Origin of the sequence: uncultured Sulfitobacter sp., from assembly GCF_947499945.1 — a bacterium.
In the GTDB taxonomy this organism is placed as follows: domain Bacteria; phylum Pseudomonadota; class Alphaproteobacteria; order Rhodobacterales; family Rhodobacteraceae; genus Sulfitobacter.
Genome location: NZ_CANMQD010000001.1, coordinates 1,111,834 through 1,134,509 on the forward strand (window position 1 = coordinate 1,111,834; position 22,676 = coordinate 1,134,509).

The 22,676-nt window shown below is 57.1% G+C and carries 25 protein-coding genes; 9 read left to right on the forward strand and 16 right to left on the reverse strand.

Annotated features, from left to right (window positions below; translation table 11 throughout):
• Genes def (Q0775_RS05530) through def (Q0775_RS05540) form a run of 3 tightly spaced genes read right to left on the reverse strand, consistent with a single transcriptional unit; the run spans window position 1 to window position 1,504 of the window.
• Window positions 1-498: a peptide deformylase gene (gene def, locus Q0775_RS05530; protein WP_298858359.1), complete on the reverse strand. Its 498-nt coding sequence runs from the start codon at window positions 496-498 to the stop codon at window positions 1-3.
• Window positions 495-989: a peptide deformylase gene (def, locus tag Q0775_RS05535; RefSeq protein ID WP_298858360.1), complete on the reverse strand. Its 495-nt coding sequence runs from the start codon at window positions 987-989 to the stop codon at window positions 495-497. Before def (Q0775_RS05535) ends, def (Q0775_RS05530) begins: the two co-directional genes overlap by 4 nt.
• Window positions 986-1,504, reverse strand: a complete 519-nt coding sequence (gene def, locus Q0775_RS05540) for a peptide deformylase (protein WP_298858361.1) — start codon at window positions 1,502-1,504, stop codon at window positions 986-988. The genes def (Q0775_RS05535) and def (Q0775_RS05540) overlap by 4 nt, the downstream gene beginning before the upstream one ends.
• Before the next feature lie 98 nt (window positions 1,505-1,602).
• On the opposite strand from def (Q0775_RS05540), the gene Q0775_RS05545 reads away from it, so the two are divergent.
• On the forward strand, window positions 1,603-2,772 hold the full coding sequence (locus tag Q0775_RS05545; RefSeq protein WP_298858362.1) for a MalY/PatB family protein: 1,170 nt from the start codon (window positions 1,603-1,605) through the stop codon (window positions 2,770-2,772).
• Between the two features lie 78 nt (window positions 2,773-2,850).
• On the opposite strand, the gene Q0775_RS05550 is transcribed toward Q0775_RS05545, so the two are convergent.
• Window positions 2,851-3,180, reverse strand: a complete 330-nt coding sequence (locus Q0775_RS05550) for a hypothetical protein (RefSeq protein WP_298858363.1) — start codon at window positions 3,178-3,180, stop codon at window positions 2,851-2,853.
• Window positions 3,181-3,354: 174 nt separating this feature from the next.
• On the opposite strand from Q0775_RS05550, the gene Q0775_RS05555 reads away from it, so the two are divergent.
• On the forward strand, window positions 3,355-4,329 hold the full coding sequence (locus Q0775_RS05555) for a glutathione S-transferase family protein (RefSeq protein ID WP_298858364.1): 975 nt from the start codon (window positions 3,355-3,357) through the stop codon (window positions 4,327-4,329).
• Here the strand turns inward: Q0775_RS05555 and Q0775_RS05560 are convergent.
• Window positions 4,326-4,721, reverse strand: coding sequence for a response regulator (locus Q0775_RS05560; RefSeq protein ID WP_298858365.1), 396 nt, complete (start codon window positions 4,719-4,721; stop codon window positions 4,326-4,328). The genes Q0775_RS05555 and Q0775_RS05560 overlap by 4 nt on opposite strands.
• Window positions 4,722-4,893: 172 nt before the next feature.
• Between Q0775_RS05560 and Q0775_RS05565 the strand changes: the two genes are divergently transcribed.
• Genes Q0775_RS05565 through Q0775_RS05580 form a run of 4 tightly spaced genes read left to right on the forward strand, consistent with a single transcriptional unit; the run spans window position 4,894 to window position 8,346 of the window.
• Window positions 4,894-5,841, forward strand: a complete 948-nt coding sequence (locus tag Q0775_RS05565; protein ID WP_298858366.1) for a threonine-phosphate decarboxylase — start codon at window positions 4,894-4,896, stop codon at window positions 5,839-5,841.
• Entirely contained in the window at window positions 5,838-6,755 is a 918-nt protein-coding gene (cbiB, locus tag Q0775_RS05570; RefSeq protein ID WP_298858367.1) for an adenosylcobinamide-phosphate synthase CbiB, read from the forward strand. The genes Q0775_RS05565 and cbiB overlap by 4 nt, the downstream gene beginning before the upstream one ends.
• 14 nt (window positions 6,756-6,769) lie before the next feature.
• Window positions 6,770-7,951: a lytic murein transglycosylase gene (locus Q0775_RS05575; protein ID WP_298858368.1), complete on the forward strand. Its 1,182-nt coding sequence runs from the start codon at window positions 6,770-6,772 to the stop codon at window positions 7,949-7,951.
• On the forward strand, window positions 7,948-8,346 hold the full coding sequence (locus Q0775_RS05580; protein WP_298858369.1) for a rhodanese-like domain-containing protein: 399 nt from the start codon (window positions 7,948-7,950) through the stop codon (window positions 8,344-8,346). The genes Q0775_RS05575 and Q0775_RS05580 overlap by 4 nt, the downstream gene beginning before the upstream one ends.
• A gap of 1 nt (window position 8,347) precedes the next feature.
• Here Q0775_RS05580 and smc read toward each other — a convergent pair whose 3' ends face one another.
• Window positions 8,348-11,803 carry a chromosome segregation protein SMC gene (smc, locus tag Q0775_RS05585; protein ID WP_298858370.1) on the reverse strand — a complete coding sequence of 1,152 codons (3,456 nt, stop codon included), beginning with the start codon at window positions 11,801-11,803 and terminating at the stop codon, window positions 8,348-8,350.
• A 121-nt stretch (window positions 11,804-11,924) separates the two neighbouring features.
• Window positions 11,925-12,329, reverse strand: a complete 405-nt coding sequence (locus tag Q0775_RS05590; RefSeq protein ID WP_298858371.1) for a hypothetical protein — start codon at window positions 12,327-12,329, stop codon at window positions 11,925-11,927.
• A 204-nt stretch (window positions 12,330-12,533) separates the two neighbouring features.
• Here Q0775_RS05590 and Q0775_RS05595 point away from each other — a divergent pair, with 204 nt between their 5' ends.
• The gene (locus Q0775_RS05595; protein WP_298858372.1) at window positions 12,534-13,082 is read left to right on the forward strand and encodes a hypothetical protein; all 549 of its coding nucleotides are present in this window, start codon (window positions 12,534-12,536) and stop codon (window positions 13,080-13,082) included.
• 72 nt (window positions 13,083-13,154) lie between these two features.
• The gene (locus Q0775_RS05600) at window positions 13,155-13,922 is read left to right on the forward strand and encodes an FCD domain-containing protein (protein WP_298858373.1); all 768 of its coding nucleotides are present in this window, start codon (window positions 13,155-13,157) and stop codon (window positions 13,920-13,922) included.
• Between the two features lie 573 nt (window positions 13,923-14,495).
• Here Q0775_RS05600 and Q0775_RS05605 read toward each other — a convergent pair.
• Together Q0775_RS05605 and Q0775_RS05610 are read right to left on the reverse strand one after the other, a co-directional pair.
• On the reverse strand, window positions 14,496-15,737 hold the full coding sequence (locus tag Q0775_RS05605; RefSeq protein ID WP_298858374.1) for an FAD-binding domain-containing protein: 1,242 nt from the start codon (window positions 15,735-15,737) through the stop codon (window positions 14,496-14,498).
• Window positions 15,738-15,746: 9 nt separating this feature from the next.
• Window positions 15,747-16,559, reverse strand: coding sequence for an isoprenylcysteine carboxylmethyltransferase family protein (locus Q0775_RS05610; RefSeq protein ID WP_298858375.1), 813 nt, complete (start codon window positions 16,557-16,559; stop codon window positions 15,747-15,749).
• A 157-nt stretch (window positions 16,560-16,716) separates the two neighbouring features.
• Between Q0775_RS05610 and Q0775_RS05615 the strand changes: the two genes are divergently transcribed.
• Entirely contained in the window at window positions 16,717-17,004 is a 288-nt protein-coding gene (locus Q0775_RS05615) for a hypothetical protein (RefSeq protein ID WP_298859955.1), read from the forward strand.
• Here the strand turns inward: Q0775_RS05615 and Q0775_RS05620 are convergent.
• The 7 genes from Q0775_RS05620 to Q0775_RS05650 form a co-directional block, all read right to left on the reverse strand.
• A complete protein-coding gene (locus Q0775_RS05620; RefSeq protein WP_298858376.1) occupies window positions 17,001-18,326 on the reverse strand; it encodes a type VI secretion protein ImpB in 1,326 nt (441 codons plus the stop codon). The genes Q0775_RS05615 and Q0775_RS05620 overlap by 4 nt on opposite strands.
• A gap of 85 nt (window positions 18,327-18,411) precedes the next feature.
• The gene (locus Q0775_RS05625; RefSeq protein WP_298858377.1) at window positions 18,412-18,750 is read right to left on the reverse strand and encodes a hypothetical protein; all 339 of its coding nucleotides are present in this window, start codon (window positions 18,748-18,750) and stop codon (window positions 18,412-18,414) included.
• Between the two features lie 88 nt (window positions 18,751-18,838).
• On the reverse strand, window positions 18,839-19,168 hold the full coding sequence (locus tag Q0775_RS05630; RefSeq protein ID WP_298858378.1) for a DUF2322 family protein: 330 nt from the start codon (window positions 19,166-19,168) through the stop codon (window positions 18,839-18,841).
• 120 nt (window positions 19,169-19,288) lie between these two features.
• Window positions 19,289-20,164 carry an amino acid ABC transporter permease gene (locus tag Q0775_RS05635; RefSeq protein WP_298858379.1) on the reverse strand — a complete coding sequence of 292 codons (876 nt, stop codon included), beginning with the start codon at window positions 20,162-20,164 and terminating at the stop codon, window positions 19,289-19,291.
• 12 nt (window positions 20,165-20,176) lie between these two features.
• Window positions 20,177-21,025: a transporter substrate-binding domain-containing protein gene (locus Q0775_RS05640; RefSeq protein WP_298858380.1), complete on the reverse strand. Its 849-nt coding sequence runs from the start codon at window positions 21,023-21,025 to the stop codon at window positions 20,177-20,179.
• A gap of 17 nt (window positions 21,026-21,042) precedes the next feature.
• Window positions 21,043-21,852 carry an amino acid ABC transporter permease gene (locus Q0775_RS05645; RefSeq protein ID WP_298858381.1) on the reverse strand — a complete coding sequence of 270 codons (810 nt, stop codon included), beginning with the start codon at window positions 21,850-21,852 and terminating at the stop codon, window positions 21,043-21,045.
• Window positions 21,853-21,855: 3 nt separating this feature from the next.
• Window positions 21,856-22,599, reverse strand: coding sequence for an amino acid ABC transporter ATP-binding protein (locus Q0775_RS05650; protein ID WP_298858382.1), 744 nt, complete (start codon window positions 22,597-22,599; stop codon window positions 21,856-21,858).
• Window positions 22,600-22,676 lie beyond the last annotated feature (77 nt).

Consider the following 22,676-nt stretch of genomic DNA (forward strand, 5'->3'; position numbering starts at 1 on the left):
TCACCCGTTCATCTTGCGCGCACGGCGGATCAACATATCGCGCTTCATTTTGCTCAGGCGGTCAAAATACATCTTCCCGTCCAAATGGTCGATCTGATGCTGCACGCTGGTCGCGTCCAACCCCACAAAATCACGTTCCACCACCGCACCCGTCTCGTCCGTGTACCGTACCTTCACCCCGCGCGGACGCGAGATTTTGGCCGACACGCCCGACAAACAAGGGGAGGCTTCCTCATGCACATTTAGTATCGCCGAAGCATCGATCACTTCAGGGTTCGCAAGCCGTATCCGCTTGTTCCGCGCCTCCGATGTGTCCACCACAGCCAACCGTTGCATCACGCCAATCTGTGGCGCGCCAAGGCCGACACCGGGCATGGCGTCCATCGTCTCGATCATATCATCCCAAATGCGGCGCACTTCTTCCGTGATTTCCGTGACCTCTGCGCACGCCGTGCGCAGCCGCTTGTCAGGCCACGTCAGAATTGTTCGTACCGTCATGCCGCATACTCCGCTTCCACCGTGGCACGCGTTTCCGCGTCCAGATGGTCAAAGGTTATAATTCCGTCAAGGTGGTCAATCTCGTGCTGCACACAGGCCGCAGCAAAACCTGTAAAGCTCTGCACATAACGCCCGCCATTCAGCCCCGTCCAAACCATCTGCACCTGCGCAGGACGCGAAATCTCCGCGCTCACACCGGGAATACTCAAACAGCCCTCAGAGTTGCTCGCCCGCTCCTCACTGACTTCCATCAACATCGGGTTGATACAAACCAGCGGATCGGACTTGCCCTCTTTCCACCCAGCATCCATCACAAACACCCGCACCATGGCACCAACCTGCGGACCTGCCAAACCACGACCGGGGGCCGCATACATCGTCTCCAACATATCCGCCGCCAGTGTTTCAATCTCGGGTGTAATTCCCTCAACAGGCGTACAAGTCTCGGTCAGCCGCGCATCAGGCCACTGCACAACCTCCAGCACACTCATCCTCGCGCCAACTCGCGCTTAAACTTAACCATCTTGCGCGTCATCATCTGACGGCGTAGCGGTTTGAGGTAATCGATAAACAGCTTGCCCTCTAAGTGGTCAATCTCGTGCTGCACACACGTCGCCCACAATCCGTTCATCCCCTCGCGCTGCTCGTTCCCGTCGCGGTCAATCCACGTGACTTCAACCTCGGCAGGGCGCGTCACATCGGCAAACTGCTCGGGCAGGCTCAAACATCCTTCTTCATAGGTGTTCAATTCCTCGGACGAGGCAACAATCTGCGGGTTAAACATGATCAGGGGGCGCGGCTTCTCGCCCTCCTCCTTCACACAGTCCAGCACAACCAAACGGGTCAGCACACCAACCTGCGGTGCTGCCAACCCCACACCAGGGGCGTCATACATCGTCGCCAGCATATCATCAGCCAGCGTGCGCAGATCATCCGTCAGATCATCAACAGCGGCACAATGCTTTTTAAGGCGCGGATCGGGGTGGTATATAATAGGGCGTTTCATGCAAGTTCATGTAGGGCATGACCCCTGTTCCCGCAAGCAGGGCTTGCACATCAATCTGGCACAGCTAGGGTTTGGCGCAAATCTACAGGAGAGATCACATGAGCTTTGACACCCCGATTGAACGCCGCGGCACGCACTGTGTGAAGTGGGACGGCATGGAGAGTATCTACGGTGTGCCTGCCGACACGGGCATTTCCATGTGGGTTGCCGATATGGACTTTGCCACCGCCCCAGTTGTCCAAGACGCTGTGCAGGCGATGGTCAATCACGGCGTCTATGGCTATTTCGGCGATGACAGCGAATACCGCGCCGCGATCCAGTGGTGGATGAAGGAGCGGCACGGCTGGGACCTTGATCCCGCCCATATCTTCACCACCCACGGTCTCGTAAACGGCACCGCCATGTGCGTCGATGCCTTTACCGAAAAGGGCGAAGGCGTCGTCCTCTTCACCCCCGTCTATCACGCTTTTGCAAAGGTCATCAAAGCCGCTGACCGCCAAGTCGTTGAGTGCGAGATGGTGCAGGAGAACGGCCGCTACCGCATGGACTTCGACGCCTATGACGGGCAGATGACAGGCAACGAAAAGATGCTTATGCTCTGCTCGCCGCACAATCCCGGCGGCACCGTCTGGACCCGTGCCGAGCTTGAGCAGGTAGCTGCCTTCGCCAAGCGTCACGACCTGATCCTCGTCTCGGACGAAATCCACCACGATCTGGTCATGCCTGGTCACAAACACACCGCTATGGCCCTGATCGATGGAATCGAGGACCGCCTCGTGATGATGACCGCCACGACCAAGACCTTCAACATCGCAGGCAGTCACGCTGGCAACGTCATCATCGCAGATCCGGTCCTGCGTGAGAAATTCAGCGCCCGCATGATGGCACTCGGCCTGTCCCCCAACAGCTTTGGCCTCTTCATGGCCACTGCCGCCTACTCCCCCGAAGGGGCAGCATGGGTGGACGATCTAATCGCCTACCTCGACGGCAACCGCCAACTTTTTGACGATGCCATCAACGCAATCCCCGGCCTCAAATCCATGCCGCTGGAGGCCACCTACCTCGCGTGGGTCGATTTCACGGACACAGGGATGAGCCGCGAAGAATTCACCAAACGTGTCGAGCAAGGCGCCAGCATCGCTGCCAATCACGGCCCCACCTTCGGCACAGGCGGCGAGAGCTTTTTGCGGTTCAACATTGCGACCCCCCGCGCACGCGTACAAGAGGCCTGCGACCGCCTCGCAGAAGCCTTCAAAGACTTGCAATAGACCGCCGCTCGAAAACGACAAAAGGGCGCTCTGGTCAGAACGCCCTTTTTATATCCAAAAATCCAAAAGCCCGGATGGTCACGCGCTCCGTGCGTCTGCCTCGACGTCAGGCCCCGAAGCATAATCCACACCGCAACTCCGTTTGACAACAAACACAATCTCGCCGTTGGCCGTATCCTTGCCCGTGATCAAATACTGGCTCAAATGCTCGGCACCGTCATACAAATCCACAACGCCACTGAGCTCAGGCACCACCCCCGCCCGCACGGCAAATCCCGTGGCCCAGCGCCGCAATACTGGATAATACACACCGCCCGCTTCAACAGACAGTTGAGCTGCACGCAAAGGATGGCTCATTCGAGGCCGCGCTATGCCAGGCTCAAACCCTTTGGGTAGAAATATATCCATGATTCTTCTCCCATTTTGCATGACCAGAGTTGTTCCGAAAGTTTCGCAAAGCAACTCATTTTTGAAACTTAGTTTCTCACTGTGTATTTTCGCACGCTTTCTGCGCGGCAGCGTCCCTTAGAAACTTAGCCCCTACAGGTTACATTTCTATGAAGGTTCAAAAGGGAGACAGGTATGGGCTTGCTCATCGACGGCCAATGGCATGATAGCTGGTATGATACAAAAGAGAGCAGCGGCGCATTCAAGCGGCAGGAGGCAAATTTCCGCAACTGGATTACGCCCGATGGCGGCGCTGGCTCCAGCGGCAGAGATGGCTTTAAAGCCGAAGCAGACAGGTATCATCTCTACGTCAGCCACGCATGTCCATGGGCGCATCGCGCCCTGATCTTCCGAACGCTCAAAGGGCTCGACAACCTGATCGAAATCTCTGTCGTTCACCCCGACATGCTCGGTAACGGCTGGACGTTTGAAACAGATTTTAACGGCGCCACAGGCGACACCCTGTTCAACTTATCCTATGCACGCGACATCTACACCCGCGCTGTGCCCGACTTCACAGGCCGTGTGACCGTTCCGATCCTCTGGGACAAAGCCCAAAATACCATCGTCTCCAACGAATCGTCCGAAATCATCCGCATGCTAAACAGCGCTTTCGATGCCATCACAGGCAACACTGACGACTATTGGCCTACAGAGTTGCACCAGAAGATCGACGTCGTGAACGCCCGAATTTACGACACGCTCAACAACGGCGTCTATAAATCCGGCTTCGCCACAACCCAAACGGCCTATGACGACGCCGTGCATCCGCTCTTCGATACACTCGACTGGCTTGAGGAAATTCTTACAGCGAACCGCTACCTGACAGGGGACCGCGTGACCGAGGCCGACTGGCGGCTGTTCACCACGCTTGTGCGGTTTGATCTCGTCTACCACCAGCATTTCAAATGCAATCGCGCGCGGATCGTGGATTACCCCAACTTATGGGCCTACTCCCGCGAACTCTATCAATGGGAAGGGGTGGCGCAGACGGTCAAATTTGATCACATCATCCGCCACTATCACTACAGCCATGAGACGATTAACCCCAACCGGATCATCCCGATCAATCCCGTTATTGACTGGCACGCGCCGCATGATCGCGGTTAACTGACCTGCAACTCCGCACCGTAATGCGCCACCATGGCCACGAGGTCCTCTGGTGGCGTACTGCTTTGCACAAAGGCCCGTGCATTGGCCGAATGGGCAAAAATCGATCCGTCAGAGAAAAAGCTGGTGTTGGTCACAAAAATCACTCGCGCATCGGGCTGGCGATAGTTGGCATAATCCGAAATCGCGAGGGCACAGCCTTCCTCGATCACCAAATCCAGAATGATAATATCAGTATCATTTTCTGAAAGATGCGCGATAGCCAGATCCTGACCTGCGACACTTGTCACTTTCATACCCTGCCGCAGCAGATGCCGCTGCCAGACATTTGCCAGTTCCGGCACGCTCTCTACAATCAGGACACGTGTTATTTGAGGTCGGCTGGCACTCATACCAAAGCCCTCCATGGCGCTTAAAGAAACGATTTAATTAAAAATAAGAACAGCAGAATCAACGCAACTGCCCAGAGCATAACCTTCTCTTGAATGTTATTCCAAACTCCGCTTTGTCGAACGGGGAAAACTGGCTGATTTCGGCCTGTAATTTTAACAATGAGTAAAATACTTGGGCAAAAATCTACGAGATCACGGCGGAGGCATTGACGAAGCGGCAGAAAAATTTGGCGGCTTACGTAGCCAATGGGTTGATTTATCGACAGGAATCAATCCCATAGCCTACAAATTAGGCACATTCACCGATGACGCGTGGACAGCCCTGCCTGACCGCGTTGCAACATCGGCCCTCCTTGATGCCGCGCGACAATTTTGGAAGGTTCCAAAAGGGGCGGCCATCCTCGCCACACCCGGCGCTTCGGCCTCCATCGCGATGATTCCCCGGCTGCGTCCAACTGCGACGGTCCATATTGCGACCCCTACATACAACGAACACGCCGCCGCTTTTGCCGCAGCAGGATGGAATCAAACAGACACCCCGCAAAAGGCGGCGGCCCAAGTCATTGTGCACCCCAACAACCCCGATGGCCGTATATTTGATGCCTCTGATCTCCATGCCCCCCTGCGCATCATCGACGAGAGTTTTGCCGACGTCATCCCCAACGCCTCCCTCATTGCCGAAGCAGCAACACCAAACACTGTCGTCCTCAAAAGCTTCGGCAAGTTCTGGGGCCTCGCAGGTCTGCGCCTCGGCTTCGCCATCGGTGATCCCGAATTAATCAATCAACTCGCCACAATGCTTGGCCCTTGGCCCGTCGCAGGTCCCGCCCTGCAAATCGGCGCACGCGCCCTGAGCGATCACGATTGGGCCGACCAAACCCGCGAGCGTCTACTTACCGATACCACCCGCATTGACTCCCTGCTTACAAACGCAGGTGCCAAACCCATTGGCGGAACCACCCTCTTCCGTCTCTACGAGGTTGACGACGCCGCTAAGTGGCAAGACCGCCTCGCCAGTCGCCACATCTGGAGTCGCGTATTCCCCTACAATTCCCGCTGGCTTCGCCTCGGCCTGCCTGCACCTGACCAATGGTCTCGTCTCGAGAAGGCCCTCGCATGAGCACGCCCATAATCCTCATTCTCGCCCTCCTCCTCGATGCGGCCTTAGGCGAGCCAAAGTGGCTGTGGGACCGCCTGCCCCATCCCGCAGTTCTCATGGGACGGGCGGTTAGTGCTTTGGATCGCATGCTCAACCCCAAGCGCGGCGGCATCATGGCAGGTGCGTTGACAATGGCCTTGCTGATCGGCGGAGCCTACCTCATCGGATGGGCGCTTTCGCTGCTCGGCCCTGTGGTTGAGATCATCGTTTGTGCAATCCTGCTTGCCCAACATTCCCTCGTGCAACATGTGGCCGCTGTCGCGGATGGCTTGCGAGTCTCGCTGGGCGATGGCCGCCGCGCCGTGGCCATGATCGTCAGCCGCGATACTGCTGGAATGGATCAATCCGCCGTCGCCCGCTCCGCAATCGAGAGCGCCGCCGAGAACCTCTCGGATGGCATCATCGCGCCCGCCTTCTGGTTCCTTATCGGCGGCCTGCCTGCGCTTTTAGTCTATAAAATCATCAACACTGCCGACAGCATGATTGCCTACCGCACGCCCCGCTATGAATACTTCGGAAAAGCGGCAGCTTATGTCGATGATATCATGAATCTCATCCCCTCCCGTGTCACCTGCTGGCTTATCGCAATCCCCGCAGGCCTCATCGGCCAATGGCGCGAAATTGGCCGCGATGCGCGGAAACACCGCTCCCCCAACGCAGGCTGGCCGGAGGCCGCAATGTCCCGCGCCATAGGTGTGGCATTGGCTGGCCCCCGCACCTATAATGGCAAAATGCAGGAATTTCCTTGGGTGGGGGACAGCGGTAATCAGAATCCCGATCCCAGCGATATTGATGCAGCCATAGGTCAGCTTTGGCGGGCTTGGGGCATGCTACTGGGGCTCACGGTTCTGCTCGCCCTGTTCGGTTATACTTAGATCAAAGGTCATTCATGCGCTCCACATTCCTCGCAGCTCTCATCGCCCTCGCACCCGCCACTGCTATGGCCGCCACCTGCGGCGGCAACTTCAACAGCTTTAAGAACGGCTTGATCGCAGAGGCCCCCAAATACCGCGTCTCGTCAGATACCGCCAAACGCTTCCTCGCAGGTGTGCGCCAAGATCAATCCGTACTGCGTGCAGACCGCTCCCAAGGGGTCTTCCAACGCCCCTTCGTCGACTTTTCCCGCCGCCTCATCTCCAACGATCGCATCAACCGCGGCGTCAGCAATGGCCGCAAATATGGCCGCGTCTTTGACCGCGTCGAGCAGCGATACGGTGTCAGCCGCTCGGTCCTGCTCGCCTTTTGGGCGTTCGAGACGGACTACGGCAACATCCAAGGTAACTTTAACACGGCCAACGCCCTCGTTACGCTGGCCCACGATTGCCGCCGCCCGCAACTCTTCCGCCCGCAGGTCTTTGCCGCGATGGAATTATTTGCGCGCGGTGAACTCGACCCCGCCAAGACCACAGGCGCATGGGCAGGCGAAATCGGCATGGTGCAAATGCTCCCCCGCGACATCATCGAAAACGGCACCGACGGCGACGGCGATGGCCGCGTCTCGCTCAAAACCTCCGCCGCCGATGCCCTCATGTCGGGAGGCAAAATGCTCAAATCACTCGGTTGGCGGAAAGGTCAGCCATGGATCGACGAAGTCATCGTGCCTGCCAATTTCGACTGGTCCCTCACAGGGTTGGAAACCACAAAATCCACCTCACAATGGGCAAAACTCGGCGTAAAACCCCGCGATGGCCGCATGGCAAAACTACCCGCCTCGCTGATCCTGCCCCAAGGGCGCAAAGGGCCGGCCTTCATCGCCTACCCCAACTTCAACGTCTTCTTCGAATGGAACCAAAGCTTCACCTACGTGCTCACCGCCGCCTATTTCGCTACCCGACTCAGCGGCGCGCCCGTCTATAATGCAGGTCGCCCCGAGCAGGGCCTCAGCGGCAACCAGATGAAACGCCTGCAACGCGCCTTGCAAAAACGCGGCTATAACGTGGGCAATGTCGACGGCATCCTCGGTTCGAATACACGCAAAGCTGTGCAAAAAGAGCAGATCCGCCTCAAATTGCCCGCCGACGCATGGCCCACACCTGCATTGCTGTCCAAACTGGAAGGCGCTTCACGATGACCCTGAAAATCTCCGCCGCCACAATGGTCGCCAACGCCCGCGCCCGCATCGAGGAGATCGAGACACCGGACGCCATCGCCATGGTCGGCAACCCCGACGTCCAAATCGTCGATCTACGTGACCCGCGCGAGCGGGAACGCACAGGCTTCATCCCCGGCAGCTTTCACTGCCCGCGCGGCATGCTCGAATTTTGGGTCGACCCCGACAGCCCGTACTTCAAAGACGTTTTCGCGCAGGATAAGAAGTTCGTCTTCCACTGCGCCTCAGGCTGGCGCTCCGCCATTTCCGTGGCCACGTTACAAGACATGGGCTTTGACGCCGCACACATCAAAGAAGGCTTCGGCGCGTGGGAAAAAGCAGGCGGGCCCGTCGAACAGGTCAAACCAAAGGCCTAACTCACGCGACCATCTGGCTCGCTTTTTTCAGATCGACCGAGACAAGCTGGCTCACGCCCTGCTCCGCCATGGTCACACCAAACAGACGGTCCATCCGCGCCATCGTCACCGCATGGTGCGTGATGATGAGGAACCGCGTATCGGTCTGGCGGCACATCTCGTCCAGCAGGTCACAAAACCGCGTCACGTTGGCATCATCCAGCGGTGCATCAACCTCGTCCAGCACACAGATCGGAGCAGGGTTGGCAAGGAAGACAGCAAAGATCAGCGCCATCGCCGTCAGCGTCTGCTCGCCCCCCGAAAGCAAGCTCAAAGTCGACAGCTTCTTACCCGGCGGCTGACACATGATCTCCAACCCCGCCTCAAGCGGATCATCAGATTCCACCATCACAAGGCTCGCCTCACCGCCCCCGAAAAGATGCGAAAACAGCGTGCCAAAATTGCTGTTCACCTGTTCAAAAGCCGTCAGCAACCGCTCGCGCCCTTCCTTATTCAGGCTCGCAATGCCCGAGCGCAGCGTTTTGATCGCCTCTTCGAGATCATTCTTCTCGTTAATCAGCGTATCGTGCTCTTCCTGCACTTCCTTGGCGTCTTCCTCCGCCCGCAGGTTCACCGCGCCCAAAGCATCACGCTGACGCTTGAGACGGTTCACATCCGCCTCCAGCACATCCGCCGCGGGCATCTGGTCAGGGTTCACATCCAACTGGGTGAGCAACTGGTTCGGGGTGAGCTGTTGATCCTCCGCTATCCGCTCCGCCGCTGCTGCAACCGTTTCCTTGGTTGCATCACTCCGCGCCTCCGACCGCGCCCGCGCTTCGCGTGCCTCTGAGGCCGCGCGCTCCGCTTCACGCTCCGCCAATGTCGTCTCGCGTAGCGTCGCCTCAGCCACCGACAGCTTATCCACAGCCTCGGCGCGCCGCGCTTCAGATTTGGTAATCTCACTGCTCAACTGATAACGCTTGGCCGCGATCTCCGCTGGTGCCGCGCCCGCTTCTTTGAGTTCGGCCTCGGATGCTTCCTTACGCTCAACCAATTCCGTACTGCGCTTCTCCGCAGTTTCCAAACGGTGCCGCCAGCCGCTTAACTCCTTCGTCACTTCCTGCGCTCGCTTGGTCCGCGCATCGCCCTCACGGCGCAATTCATCATGGTTAGAACGGCGTGACATCATCGTGATCCGCGCCGCTTCCACAGCCATGCGGATATCCTCCACCGCCGCCCGCGCCTCACTCAAATCACCCAGATCCGCCAGCGCCCGCTCCGCCTCCAGAACCCGCGCCCGCGCGCCCATCGCCTCATCCTCGTGGCGCGTCACGGCCAGCCCAAGGCTCTCCAACCGCCCCGCAGCCAAGTTGCGATCCGCCTCAACACGGCTCAACGCACGCCCCGCATCCGCAACCATCCTGTCCGCATCGCGCCGCGCTTCCCGCGCACGCTTATCAGCCTCCGACTGCGCGGCCAGTTGCGCCGTCAGGCTCTCATGCGCTGCCCGTGCACCTTCCGCCCGCTGGCTCGCCTGCTCCAAGGATTGTTTGAGAACTTCCAAACGGTTGAGTTGTTGTAACCGCAATGCCGCTGCTGATGGCGCGTCCTCCGCCCATGCGCGAAACCCGTCCCAGCGCCACAAATCACCCTCAAGCGATACCAGCCGCTGTCCAGGCTGCAATGCGGCCTGCAACCGCGGCCCCTCATCCGCATCCACAAGCCCTATCTGACCCATGCGACGCCCCAAAACATCTGGGCAGGACACATGATTGGTAAGCGGCGTCACCCCCGCAGGCAACGCCTGAACCTGTGCATACGCCGCCAAAGCAGACCAGCCCGACGGTCCATCCGCATCCACTTCAGGCGCACGTAAATCATCGGCGAGGGCCGCACCAAGCGCCTTCTCGAACCCATGCTCCACCTGCAAGCGGTCCAAAATCTGGCCACCCTCTGCCGTGTCGCGCTCCACCAACTTGGCCAATGCGCCCGCCTCGGCGCGCAACGCATTCATCTCGCCCTCGGCCTCCGACCGCTCACCACGCGCTTCCGCCTCGCGCGCTTGCGTTGTCGCCCGCGCCTCCTCCGCCGCAATCAACCCGTCCTCAGCCGCCTGTGCAGCCGTCTGTGCCGCAGCCTCTGCTGCTGTCGCCGTCTCAAAATCACCCGCTGCCTTTGCCAGCGAAGCCTCGCTCGCCGCAACAGCCTCCCGCGCGCGCACTGCTTCTGCCTCCGACTTGGATTGTGTCTTGCGATTGTCCTCCAACAACCGCTCAGCCGAGCCATACCGCGCCGCAAGCCGTGCCACGTCCTCGGTTTGCTGGCCTAACTCACCCTCACGCGCCTGCAAAATCGCCGCCGATTCCCGCGCCACTTCCACCGCATTCTCCAAAGCAACATCGTGCCCCTCGCCCGCCTTAGCAAGCTCACGCTGCTCCCATTCCAGCCGCTCAATCGTATCGCCCGCATCACGGTTCAACCCGCCTTCGCGCTCGATATCCCGCGCCAGTTGGTCAATCCGCCCCTGCAACGTCTCGATCAGCGCACTCGCCCGCGCCTCTTGATCGCTCAGCGTATCGCGCTGTACGATCAAGCGTTGCACAACAGCCGCCGCAATCGCATCCTCCTCACGCAACGCAGGCAGCGCTTCCTCTGCCTCTTGCCGCGCCTTGGCTGACGTCCGCACCAGCCCCTCGGCCTGCGCCGCCGCCGTCACGCGCTGGCGCAACTCATCCTCGGACTTCGCCCGCGCATCATCCGCTTCGCGCCAGCGGCGATACAGCAACGTCCCCTCCGTCCGACGCAACTGATCGCCAATCTCGCGGTACCGCGCGGCCTGACGTGCCTGCCGCGCCAGCTGCGCCAATTGCGCCGCCAACTGCTCAACCACATCATCAACCCGCGCCAGATTGGTCTCCGCCCCGTTCAGCTTCAGCTCCGCCTCATGACGCCGCGCATAGAGCCCCGAAATCCCGGCCGCTTCCTCTAGAATACGGCGACGGTTTTTGGGCTTGGCGTTGATCAGCTCACTAATCTGCCCCTGCCGCACCAATGCAGGGCTGTGCGACCCCGTCGAGGCATCGGCAAACAGCATCTGCACATCGCGCGCGCGCACATCCTTACCCGCCGCCTTATACGCACTGCCCACATCCCGCGTGATCCGCCGCACAATATCGAGGCTGTCATTCTCGTTGAACCCCGCAGGGGCCAACCGCTCACTATTATCAATCTGCAGAGATACTTCGGCAAAGTTGCGCGCAGGTCGCGTCGCCGCTCCCGCAAAAATCACATCTTCCATCCCACCACCGCGCATCGCGGTCGGGCGGTTCTCCCCCATGACCCAGCGCAGCGCCTCCAACAAATTGGATTTCCCACAGCCGTTCGGCCCCACAACACCCGTCAGACCATCCGCGATGATCAGATCGGTGGGGTCAACAAAGCTTTTGAAGCCCGTCAGCCTAAGTTTGGAAAAGCGCATATACCGCCTGCATGGTGATTCCGGATCGTGCAGTAGGGTGACGGAGTTGACCGACCCGAGTCAACCACTCCACACAACCATCAGCGGTATCAGGCGACTTATCCACAAGATATTGCGCCAATCAGGCAGGGGCGCAGTCGATCTCCACGGCTACACCGCCCAGCTGCTTAACTTTGGTCCCGCGCACAGGCACACATTCCACGTCAACAGGCAGCATAGGGACGACCCGCTTACCGCCCTTGCCACAGCGCAATATCCCCGTCGACTGCGCCTGATCCCCGCGCACTTCCTTTACCTCACAACCACTGACCATCGCCATCGCCCGCCCCGCCCGCTCACGGATCGGACCAAAGCGCGGCGCATATTCACTGTTGGTGCGGATCGCTTCCGCCAACTCGCCCCGCACCCGCACATCAAAAGTGGAGCCATCGACAGTCACAGTCGTTGCTTCCAGCCCGCGAAAATGCGGACCAGCCGTGTTGCAGCCCATCAGGAACAGCACAAAAAGGAGGACTATAAGTTTCATCCCTCACTGATGGATCTTTATGCTTAACAATTAGTAAACGCTGACCCGATTCTTAAAAGCCAAAATCAAATCAAACCGCTAACCTGCTATAACGATGTTATTTAGGCACAATCTGATTTTCTCATATGGGGTTAGACCCAATTTAACCCCGCAGTCTTAAACCAGCGGCTAAAAGAGCGAAACTCCAGATTAGAAAGAGATTCTATGCGTTTCGTCCCAATCGTCGCCCTTCTATCCGCCGCAGCTCTTGCAGCATGCACGCCCGCAGAAATCACAACACCGCCCATCTCTGTCACACCCAAAAATGCGGCAAACGCTGTGGGCCTCGACGTCTATGCAGGACCGCGACGCCGAGGCAATCCCGTGCCGTCCTTCCGCGGTCAGGAAACACTGCCGATCCGCTCTGCTGGTGTTGCGAGCGATGGCCAGCGCAAAGAGATTTCGGGAGTGCCCTGCACCCTTGATGCTGGCGTCTATTCGGCGAAGTTCACCACTCCTGCAAACCTGATTGTCCCCGATTATGGGCCGAACTCACCCGCAATCTTCATTCGCTGCGCCTATGAGGATCAAAGCGGCTCAGTAACGGTGAATGCGTTTAATGCCACGACCCAACAACGCATGAGCAACGCTGCCGCTGGTGGTATTATCGGCGTAATCATCGTGGGGGCGGTCACCGCGGCAAAAGTCGACAATGAAAAGGACGAGTTCAAATATCCGGCCGTCACAGTCCAGATGCGCAAGCAAAAGAACTAGGTACAACAAATCGGCACGCCTTGCCCCTTCCTTTGATTGGTCATATATTTTGACCAATCAAAGGATGTCCACATGCCATTTCGCCCCGTCAGTCCTGAAAAACTTTCCTCTGCGGTGGTGCGACAGGTTGAAGAATTGATCCTGCGTGGCATCCTCCAACCCGGAAAGCGCCTCCCGCCAGAACGGGAACTGGCCGAACGCCTCGGCGTCTCCCGCCCCTCCCTACGAGATGCGATTGCACAACTTCAGGCGGCTGGGCTTCTCGCTTCCAAACCCGGCGCGGGGGTATTTGTCGCCGACGTTCTTGGCTCCGCCTTCTCCCCCGCACTCACTGCCCTCTTCGCCCGCCACGACGAGGCCACAATGGACTACCTCTCCTTCCGCCGCGACATGGAGGGGCTTGCGGCAGAACGCGCCGCCCGTCTTGGCTCCGACACTGACCTTGCTGTAATCAGCGCTATCTTTGCCAAAATGGAAGCCGCCCACGACAGCCGTAGCGCCGAGGATGAGGCCGCTCTCGACGCGCAGTTCCACATGGCAATCATCGAAGCGAGCCATAATGTCGTGATGCTCCACATGATGCGCTCCATGTACGAGTTGCTGCGCGGCGGTGTCTTCTACAACCGTCAGGTCATGTTCAAACAGCAGACTAAGCGCGCTGTCTTGCTCGACCAACACCGTACTATCCACGACGCCCTGATCGCCCGCGATGCCGCGGGTGCACGAGAGGCCGTAGAGGCGCACCTGAACTACGTCGAACGCGCCCTCATGGACCAACAAAAGGCCGAGCGGCACGAGGATGTTGCACAGCAGCGGTTAGATCATGAATTGGGCGGATGAATCGCCGGTTTCCGGACAAAGCAGCCGCTCAGTCTGTTGCCATCGTTAGATATTGATCCGAGCAAGTAACGCTAAATTTCGAGTCACAAGTCTATTCCATGTAAGCTCAACCAGTCAGACAAAAGACGATGCTTTGCCAAAGAAGCAATCGTTCTGAGACATGTTCGCCTATCTCGGGGGTCACTTCGAGCAATTTCGGCACGGAGAAATTGGTACAGCTTTAGGTCAACTTAGCCTGCTCCCACCTGGTGGCACATTCGATCCGGCCGCAAGGGATGATTGGGTAAAAATGTTCAGAAGGCAAACTTTCGTGAAATCGACGCCAGATTTGGCTTTGAAATAAAATGGGAAAAGCCCCAAATTTAGATGATTGAAACGCACTTATTCTTGCCATGCCCTGAAACCGACACAGGCATTCGCGTTAGGGTTTGGAAAACAGTTCAAGACGTCAACCTACTCTGGACTAAGTACGGCAATTAAGCCCTCATCATGCACACGCCCGACGCGATCTCCTGACGATGCCTAAACCGCTGACCAACTGAACCAGCCCAAAAGGATAGTTCATCCCCAACTTTAAGTGACGATTTTCAACTGCTTCAAAAGGGAAGGAATTTCCTTTTTCATTTTGAAAAATCCCTTAGTGGCATGAGGCCAAGCTGTCGTATCGAACGCGCGGCGCACTTGGTAAAGAGTTATACCCGCTGCATGCAAATCAGGCGATGCTGAAGACAGGGCCGACGCGACGGGGCCAACTGGCGCGTAACTTGTCACGATAGTTTTTACCCCCGCAGTCTTACAGGCCGAGATCAGCGCATCAGCCCACGCATCTGTCTCAATAATCTGTGCGCCTGCGCAAGTATTCCGCATAGCATCCCGAGCAAAGCCGCGCGCGATTTTTCCCAGAGGTAAAGGGGAGCGGGCCTCAGTTGCCAATGCACCCAAAGTTACGACCGACGGATGCGGCAAGGTATCGGCGATCTGCATGTCCTCTTCGGTAATTAGCAAAAGGTAATCGCCCGTAACGTCATCAGCGCGTATGGCTTGAGGCAAAACCACGCGCTGATGCTCAGCATCCTCGGTCAGCGTTGTTACATCGGTATTCAGCTGGTGAAGTGGCGAATACCGCCCGTCCGTAAACTTGGAAATATTGGAGACCCGCGCGATGTAGGGGCGCCCCTTGGTTTGCAAGCCTCCAACCCATCGCCACGCCAATGTGTTGGAGGCAGGATCACCATCCATTAGGTGGCGCAGAAAGAAGTCCGCCCCCAACTCCCACGGCAAGCGCAGGGTGAAAATCCAGATCGACGCAAACCACATGCGTGCATGATTGTGCAAATAGCCTGTATTTACCAACTCTTCCGCCCAAGAATCAAAGCAGTCGATCCCTGTTTGTGCATCTACTGCATCGGCGTAATTAGCAGCCAATCGGCGGTCCTTATCGAGGCTATTAAGCTGACTGCGAAGGCCCGTTTGATAGTAAGCCCAAGCGCTGGGGTGCTGCTCCAGCCACCCTTTGAAATAGGTCCGCCAGAATACCTCATGCACAAACCGTTCGGCCGTTTCAAACGTGTGACGCTCCAAAACAGCATGCAGAACTTCGGTTTCGGAAATGAGGCGATGCCTGATCCACGGTGACAGCGCCGAGACATTTGTGCGCTGCTCTGGACCCAGATCGTAATTGCGGCAACGGTCGCACATCCCCCCTGCCCGCTCGGCGAACAGATCGAGCCGCGCAAGGCCTGCGGTCCGGCTCGGTGTAAAATCTGGACACTCCGATTTCTTCGCCAAGTCCCTGATGATATCTTTGGTTTTCATCTTAATTCCTCAGAGGTCTGAACGTGGCAAACGTGGGATGGCATAAGGGACATCGCGCTTGTATCCCTCAAATCGGTCTCCATAGCGCCGCGCAAATCGACGCTCTTTCAAACGCGGCGCAAGCAGGCAATAGGCAGTCAATGCTACTGCAAGAAACAGTTGATCAGGCGTCCAGACGGGCACAGTCCAGGTTGTTAGCGCGAAGGACACATAGATCGGTTGACGGATAATACTAAACAGGCCCGCCGTGGGCATATCGGGAAACACTGGCTTGATGTCTTGCGCCAGTGACATCCAGCCCAATGCGCCTGATTGCACCTCTGCACCGGCGTCATAGCTGGCCCAGATCAACAGGAGCCAGGAGACAGCGTAACAGCCGCAGATAAGGGCAAAGGTGATCCCCTCTGCCTGCCACCAAATGACGCCGCTGGGTGTCCATAGAGCGAACAAAGCCAGCAATTGCGCGGAGGCGATGATGGCATAAGTCGTGGTGGAGAGAGTTCGTGCAAAAGCACGCGGTGCGAGTTTTGCCAAGATGCGGCTGCCACGAGGAGACAGCAAAAGCGAATGGATCAGAGGAAACTGCACAATCAAGGCAGCGTTTGCAACCACAGCCCAAAGACCAGGAACCCTGCCAAAGCTCTGCGACATCCCAAAGAACATTGCGATCATCATCGCCAGCACTGCAGCTGCAAAGGTCAGATGGCAAACGATGCCATAGACAATAGCCACCGATATGCGCCATCCCCCCGCAGGCGGGCGTAGCACACCAAAGGCGAGCGTGAGTAAACGCCACAATGGCTGTGTATCAGTATACTTCATAGGCTATGACCTAGCAGTGATGCCCCGCCCGTCGAGAGCATTTGCCTGCGACCATTGCTCCTTTGACTAATATTCTCGCATGCTACTTTTTAGCCGTGAATAGGGGATCACAATGACACAGACGAATCTGCGCACCGCTGACCTCGTGTCGCGCTATATGACACTGACAAAAGAGATCATGCCCGACCTTGCACGAACAACCCACCGCCATTGGCCCGTGGGCAACGATCACTGTTTCCAACGTATTGTATTGGATACGCTATGCTGCGGCGTCTGGTACGATCATATTCCGCGCCCTGCCTACAAGCACCTGACGCGCGAGCAGGCTGCACAGGCCGTTCACTTGTGCGATCAGATTATCTCGGGAGAGGTCGACCTGGCTTTTATAAACGATCAATCCCTGATCTGGCGTGGCAAAGAAAAGGCCATGACCCAACGCCTCTAAAACGAACAGAAATGCGTATCCCCGTCCTCAGTCGGGGCATCCTCAAAATCCCCAGCTTCGGGAATACGACCAAAAGCAATCTTACCACCGACAAAACCACCCGGCACTTTTTCATGTTGCCCAAGCGATAGCGCCTTACCCCCAAAGCGGCTGCGCAGATCGTCCATCATATTGCTCACGTTTTCCCATCGCGCCTGATCGCGCGTGTCGCCTGATTGCGCAGCAAACAAATCACCTGTGATGTCACCCTCGGCTTCCAACCCGTGCAGCATGACAGACACCGAGGCTGGCGCGAAACGCATCTGCGCCCGCGCAGCGCCAAGCCCCTTTGACAGGGCACGCCCAAAGCTGAGGTCATCCCGCGAGGGCTGGAACTGCCCCTCCCATGTCCAACGCTGTGCTTGGGCGCTCTTTTCGCGGGTTGACCTCAACCGCTGGCTGCGCATCGCCAATGTCAGCTTGGACGCGCGTAGATCGGTACGGCGCAACCGCCGCGCGGCACTTGCCAACAGCTGTCTGGCACAATCCTCAACCCTGTCGGGACTACGCCAGTCGTTCGGCAGGACTCTGCTGTGGCCAAACATCCGTTTTTGTGTCTGATCTCGCGGCGCATGAGTGCCGTGAAGCTCTTGCAAGAAACGCTCACCCTCAACGCTACCCCAAATGGCGCGGGCCTGCTTGGGTGCCAAATCCCATAATCCTGAAAAATCATACACACCAGCAGCCTTCAACCGAACCAACATCCCCTCCCCGATCCCCGGCAGTTTGCCAAGCTTCAGATCGGCCAGAAACGAAGGCAGCATCCTGGTCTCCAGCAAAACCGCCCCATCGGGCTTATGACGCTCTGCCGCCAGCTTTGCCAAAAGCTCCGTCGCGGCGATGCCGATGGAGCAAGTCAGGACAGGGCTGAACTCCAACAACAATGCTTTTTTGATCCGCGCGGCCAAAGCCAAACCCTGACGGGCCTCACTCGGCAAAAGCGCACAGACGACCTCGTCTATCGAGCGGACGTGCTGGATCGGAACCACCGTTTCAATCACTTCGAGAATGCGTTTGTGCAACCTGACATAGACATCAGGGCGCGCCACAACAAAGGTCATATCAGGAAGTATGGTCCGCGCCTCGCGTGCGGGCATATTCGTCTTCACACCCCGCACTTTGGCTTCACGGCTCACCGCAATGCAGCCCGTATGCGGTGAATCAAGCGCGACCACGCCAACTGGTTTACCGCGCAAAGTTGGGTTGAAGTGTTGTTCCGCCGAGGCGAAAAAACTATCGAAATCCAGATAAAGGCGTTCAGGCAGGTGGGCAAATTCAGCCATAATCAACTTCCTGCAAAACGTGGCACTCCGATATACCAAAAATAAGGGCCGTGATTACGCTCACGAAACACCCACAGCCGCAAAGTCATGTGCGCCAAAATTCAACAGCACTCTCAAACTCGGCAGCATAAAAAGCTACCGCTTCTGGTCCCGAAGGCTCCCCATAAAATCGCCCGACACGGTTTGCACTCTCGAAAAAGCCGAGGGCTGGCAAGCCTTCCCTCCCCTTGCTGATCACCAACGCTGCCATCAATGGATGACCGGCAGCAGCATCTTCCTCAATCAAAATTTCAAGAGCGTCTGTTACCTGCCGGATGATGTTCGGTGGTGAAATATCAAGGGCTTTGGCAAGCTCAAGATACGTCACAGGCACTGCTTTCGCTGCAATTTCGCAAAGATGTGTTCTTACACGTTGGTTCAGCATTCTTTGGCTCTTTCAAAAGCTCACACCGAGAGAGACAGGCGCAATACCTCAAAGCAATTTTTCAGGTTGGAGCCGAGGATAAACTGCCTTAGCCGCGCACAATCTGTATGTTCAGCGGAGCCGCTCCGCCCGCAATCTTCAGCAACAAATCAATATTCGGATGTGCGCCAGGGCGGTTTCTTGCATCAATCGTGTGCTCGGCAAAAACATCAAGCCCGTGCTCCGCCGCATCGTCTGACACAGCACCAAAGCTTTCTTGGAGATAGCGATACACAGCCAGTGACCCTTGTTTGCCAGCCTGATTTTCGATGCAGGCAACAACCGTACCAGTTGGATCAATTAGATCGATGCGTGATATCCCTTCGATAGAAGGCAGAAGCTGCAGATTTTGTTTAAACGAAGCTGTGGGTTGGATCATTTCTCGATACCTTCTTGTAAGTTCCCTTTTTCATAATGCCTTTGGAGGCCTGCCGCCAGATATCGCGCGAAATTCAAGCAGGACACCATCTGCTGGGTCCCTCGGCAAAAACTGCGGAAATCACGAATTTCGATTTTCCAGCCGTCGAAACAGCATCGATAGTCCAAAGCACAAAATGAAATAGAAGGCCGCCGTGGTTAGCCATGCCTCGAAGATCAAACGGGTCGATGCGACCAGTTCGACGGTTTTATAGGTCAACTCCTGAACCGAAATAAGCGAGATGATCGAGCTGTCTTTGATCAGGCTGATAAACTGGTTTGCCATAGGCGGAACAACTTTGCGCATGGCTTGGGGCATCACAATATAGCGGAGTTCCTGAAAACGGGTCATGCCGATAGCACGTGCCGCTTCGCGCTGGCCTTTTGGAACGGATTGTATGCCGGCACGAACGATTTCCCCGACGAAGGCCGCCTCGAACATCGCCAGCACAATCACACCAGACACAAGCGATGGAAACCGGCGCATATCGCCGAAAAAGAATTCCCAGATATGGGCGTTGTCCCCACGGGCAATCCCGCGCGCCCATGAATTGAGGTTCAGCGCGTCAATCAACTGCTGGGACAGGAAAAAGAAGAAGATGAAGATGATGACGACAGGGGGGATGTTGCGCAGCAATTCAAGATAGGTGCGCGCCAGCAACCGCGTCGTCAGGTTCTCGGAGCAGCGGGCAACGCCCAAGCCTACCCCGATGATCAGCGCCAGAATACTGGCATAGATGCTGATGCGGATGGTTGCGAACAGGCCTTGGAGTAGTAGATTAGCGAACCACTCCTGACGGTCTTCGCGGTAGCGCAGGATATAGTCGGGGATAAGCTCCCACCGCCAGCTGTAGTTCAGCGCGCCCTGCATGCGCAGGCCGATATAGGCCGTGACCCCCGCCAATATGGCGAGGATCAGCCAGTCAAGCCAGCGCAATCGTTTGATAAATAAGGGCACGCCGAGGGGTCCTTACTGGGAAACTTGGTCGGACCAGTCTTCGCCTTTGAACCAATAGTCGTTACGCTCTTTCAACCATCCGTTTGCCTGTTTCACAGCGATCCAGTTGTTGAAGAAGTTGAGCGCGTCGCTGTCGCCCTTGCGCACTGCAAAACCTTCACCGGTGGCCAAAAACGGCGTGTCAAATGGGACGACAAGCTGGTCAGGATAGCGGCGTGCTTCGATGGAAGGCGTAGGCTCTGCTTGCATATTGGCGTGGGCATTGCCGTTCAACACTTCTTGGGTCGCGGCACCGTCTTCGTCAAACAGCAGCAATGTCGCCTCTGGAAACAGCTGTGCGATGGTGGAGGCAGGCGTGCCACCACGGCGTGCCGCAAATGTCACTTCGGAAGAGTTGTAATCCTCCAGCGTGAAGCCATCGGTCATTTCCTTGTTGGCCAGAATGGTAAGGCCGGAATAGGCATACGGCTGGGTGAAATTCACAGTCAGGTTACGCGCTGGCGTAATCGACATGCCCGAGATGATGACGTCAAAATTGCCTGCGACCAGCTGCGGAATGATACCATCCCATGCGGTCGGCACGAATTCCACGTCCACACCCATATCTTTAGCCAATTCGCGGCCTACGTCGAGCTCGAAGCCGATCAGCTCACCGTTTACATCCCGCATGGACCACGGCGTAAAAATTGACAGACCGATGCGAATGACGCCTTCTTCCTTGATCGTTTCAATCACAGATTCAGACGACAGGTTTTGTGTCGCTGATTGTGCAAATGCGGGTGCAGCGAACACGGTACTGGTGAGTGCCGCGAAGGCCAGCCCCAGCGCGTTCGACATGGTTTTTCTACGTGTCATGGACATGATTAGTTCCTTTGGAGTTAAGTTGCAGGTTGAAACCGTCGCTCAATGGCAGAGACGCCGAACGACAGGACGAGAGTGAGCGCCAGATAAACGGCGGCAATGGTGAACCAAATCTCGAAGCTCATGTAGGTATCCGAGATGATGTTGCGCCCCACAGTGGTCAGTTCGGCCACCGCAATGACGCTGACGATGGCGGAGGATTTGATGAGGTGGACAACTTCGCCAAAGAGTGGCGGGATCATGAAGCGCACCGATTGCGGAAGGATGATGTAGCGGTAAGCCTGCCCCCGTGACATCCCGATAGAGGCCGCAGCCTCCCACTGGCCTTGCGCCACCGAATTGATGCCTGCGCGGAAAATCTCGGAGATCAGGGCCGAGTGAAACACCCCGAGCGTGAGCACAGCAGCGGTCCAGCGGTCAAACCCGAACACGGGACCAAGCACGTAGTAAAACAGATACAACAGCACCAGCAGCGGGATATTACGGATAAACTCAAGATACCCAATTGCCACACCCGTCCCCACTACCAGCCCCGACAGCCGCAAAAGTGCGATGCCGAGGCCAAGTACAGTTGCCAGCGCGAAAGACGCAGCCGACAGAACAATCGTAGCCCACAGCCCGTGCAGGATTTCCCCTGGCTGAAACCCATCATCGGTAAAGGTGTAGATGTATTTGGGGATTTGGTACCATTGCCAGTTATACCCCATCTGTTGCGCACCGGTGTAGGCGACCCAAACAATGACACCCACGATGACCAGATAAAGCCCTACACCAACAGGCAGGTTATTCATCACGCGTTTAAGGGTCACAGGACGGGTATTCGACATGGTTTAATGTTCCAAGATCTGATCAAGGAATAACCGCGCACGCGCCGATTTCGGATTGGTGAAAAATGTCTCTGGTGGGGAGACCTCGACGATCTTGCCTGCCTCCATAAACACCATCGTATCGGCCACCTTACGCGCAAACCCCATCTCATGCGTGACGACGACCATGGTCATGCCTGTCTCGGCCAGTTCAACCATAACATCGAGCACTTCGCCGATCATCTCAGGGTCCAGCGACGATGTCGGCTCGTCAAACAACATTACACGCGGCTCCATACACAGCGCGCGCGCAATCGCCACCCGCTGCTGTTGGCCCCCTGACAATTGCGCGGGGCGCTTGTCTGCCTGCTCGGGTATGCGCACCCGTTCAAGATATTTGCGCGCTGTCTCTTCCGCCTGTTTGCGACTGAGGTTACGCACTTTCATCGGGCCGATTGTCAGGTTCTCCAAGATGGTCAGGTGGGGGAACAGATTGAACTGTTGAAACACCATTCCAACATCCTGACGAAGTTGCCGTATCTGAGGCGCGTCCGCGTACAACTCAATGTCGTCAACTTGCAGTGTGCCAGCGTCGTGGTTCTCAAGCCCGTTAAAGCACCTGATCAGCGTCGACTTACCAGAGCCGGACGGACCACAGATCACAACCCGCTCCCCCTGATGCACTTCTAGGCTGATATCCGTCAGCGCCTGAAAGTCACCAAAGAACTTATCGATTTTCTTGGCAACAATGATCGGTTTTCGTGTCATCTTGTGCGTCTGGCCCCCGCCGTGTTGACCAATAGATAGACTGCGACAGGACAGTGGCAACCTAACATGCAGAATAG

Excerpts from the sequence above, each read along its gene's own strand:
- Q0775_RS05560 (WP_298858365.1), bottom strand. The coding sequence starts at position 4,721 with ATGAGTGCCAGCCGACCTCAAATAACACGTGTCCTGATTGTAGAGAGC.
- Q0775_RS05645 (WP_298858381.1), bottom strand. The coding sequence starts at position 21,852 with ATGTCGAATACCCGTCCTGTGACCCTTAAACGCGTGATGAATAACCTG.
- def (WP_298858361.1), bottom strand. The coding sequence starts at position 1,504 with ATGAAACGCCCTATTATATACCACCCCGATCCGCGCCTTAAAAAGCAT.
- Q0775_RS05610 (WP_298858375.1), bottom strand. The coding sequence starts at position 16,559 with ATGAAGTATACTGATACACAGCCATTGTGGCGTTTACTCACGCTCGCC.
- cbiB (WP_298858367.1), top strand. The coding sequence starts at position 5,838 with ATGAGCACGCCCATAATCCTCATTCTCGCCCTCCTCCTCGATGCGGCC.
- Q0775_RS05575 (WP_298858368.1), top strand. The coding sequence starts at position 6,770 with ATGCGCTCCACATTCCTCGCAGCTCTCATCGCCCTCGCACCCGCCACT.
- def (WP_298858359.1), bottom strand. The coding sequence starts at position 498 with ATGACGGTACGAACAATTCTGACGTGGCCTGACAAGCGGCTGCGCACG.
- Q0775_RS05625 (WP_298858377.1), bottom strand. The coding sequence starts at position 18,750 with ATGCTGAACCAACGTGTAAGAACACATCTTTGCGAAATTGCAGCGAAA.
- Q0775_RS05615 (WP_298859955.1), top strand. The coding sequence starts at position 16,717 with ATGACACTGACAAAAGAGATCATGCCCGACCTTGCACGAACAACCCAC.
- Q0775_RS05630 (WP_298858378.1), bottom strand. The coding sequence starts at position 19,168 with ATGATCCAACCCACAGCTTCGTTTAAACAAAATCTGCAGCTTCTGCCT.
- Q0775_RS05620 (WP_298858376.1), bottom strand. The coding sequence starts at position 18,326 with ATGGCTGAATTTGCCCACCTGCCTGAACGCCTTTATCTGGATTTCGAT.
- smc (WP_298858370.1), bottom strand. The coding sequence starts at position 11,803 with ATGCGCTTTTCCAAACTTAGGCTGACGGGCTTCAAAAGCTTTGTTGAC.
- Q0775_RS05550 (WP_298858363.1), bottom strand. The coding sequence starts at position 3,180 with ATGGATATATTTCTACCCAAAGGGTTTGAGCCTGGCATAGCGCGGCCT.
- Q0775_RS05545 (WP_298858362.1), top strand. The coding sequence starts at position 1,603 with ATGAGCTTTGACACCCCGATTGAACGCCGCGGCACGCACTGTGTGAAG.
- Q0775_RS05580 (WP_298858369.1), top strand. The coding sequence starts at position 7,948 with ATGACCCTGAAAATCTCCGCCGCCACAATGGTCGCCAACGCCCGCGCC.
- Q0775_RS05640 (WP_298858380.1), bottom strand. The coding sequence starts at position 21,025 with ATGTCCATGACACGTAGAAAAACCATGTCGAACGCGCTGGGGCTGGCC.
- Q0775_RS05555 (WP_298858364.1), top strand. The coding sequence starts at position 3,355 with ATGGGCTTGCTCATCGACGGCCAATGGCATGATAGCTGGTATGATACA.
- Q0775_RS05600 (WP_298858373.1), top strand. The coding sequence starts at position 13,155 with ATGCCATTTCGCCCCGTCAGTCCTGAAAAACTTTCCTCTGCGGTGGTG.
- Q0775_RS05605 (WP_298858374.1), bottom strand. The coding sequence starts at position 15,737 with ATGAAAACCAAAGATATCATCAGGGACTTGGCGAAGAAATCGGAGTGT.
- def (WP_298858360.1), bottom strand. The coding sequence starts at position 989 with ATGAGTGTGCTGGAGGTTGTGCAGTGGCCTGATGCGCGGCTGACCGAG.
- Q0775_RS05595 (WP_298858372.1), top strand. The coding sequence starts at position 12,534 with ATGCGTTTCGTCCCAATCGTCGCCCTTCTATCCGCCGCAGCTCTTGCA.
- Q0775_RS05650 (WP_298858382.1), bottom strand. The coding sequence starts at position 22,599 with ATGACACGAAAACCGATCATTGTTGCCAAGAAAATCGATAAGTTCTTT.
- Q0775_RS05590 (WP_298858371.1), bottom strand. The coding sequence starts at position 12,329 with ATGAAACTTATAGTCCTCCTTTTTGTGCTGTTCCTGATGGGCTGCAAC.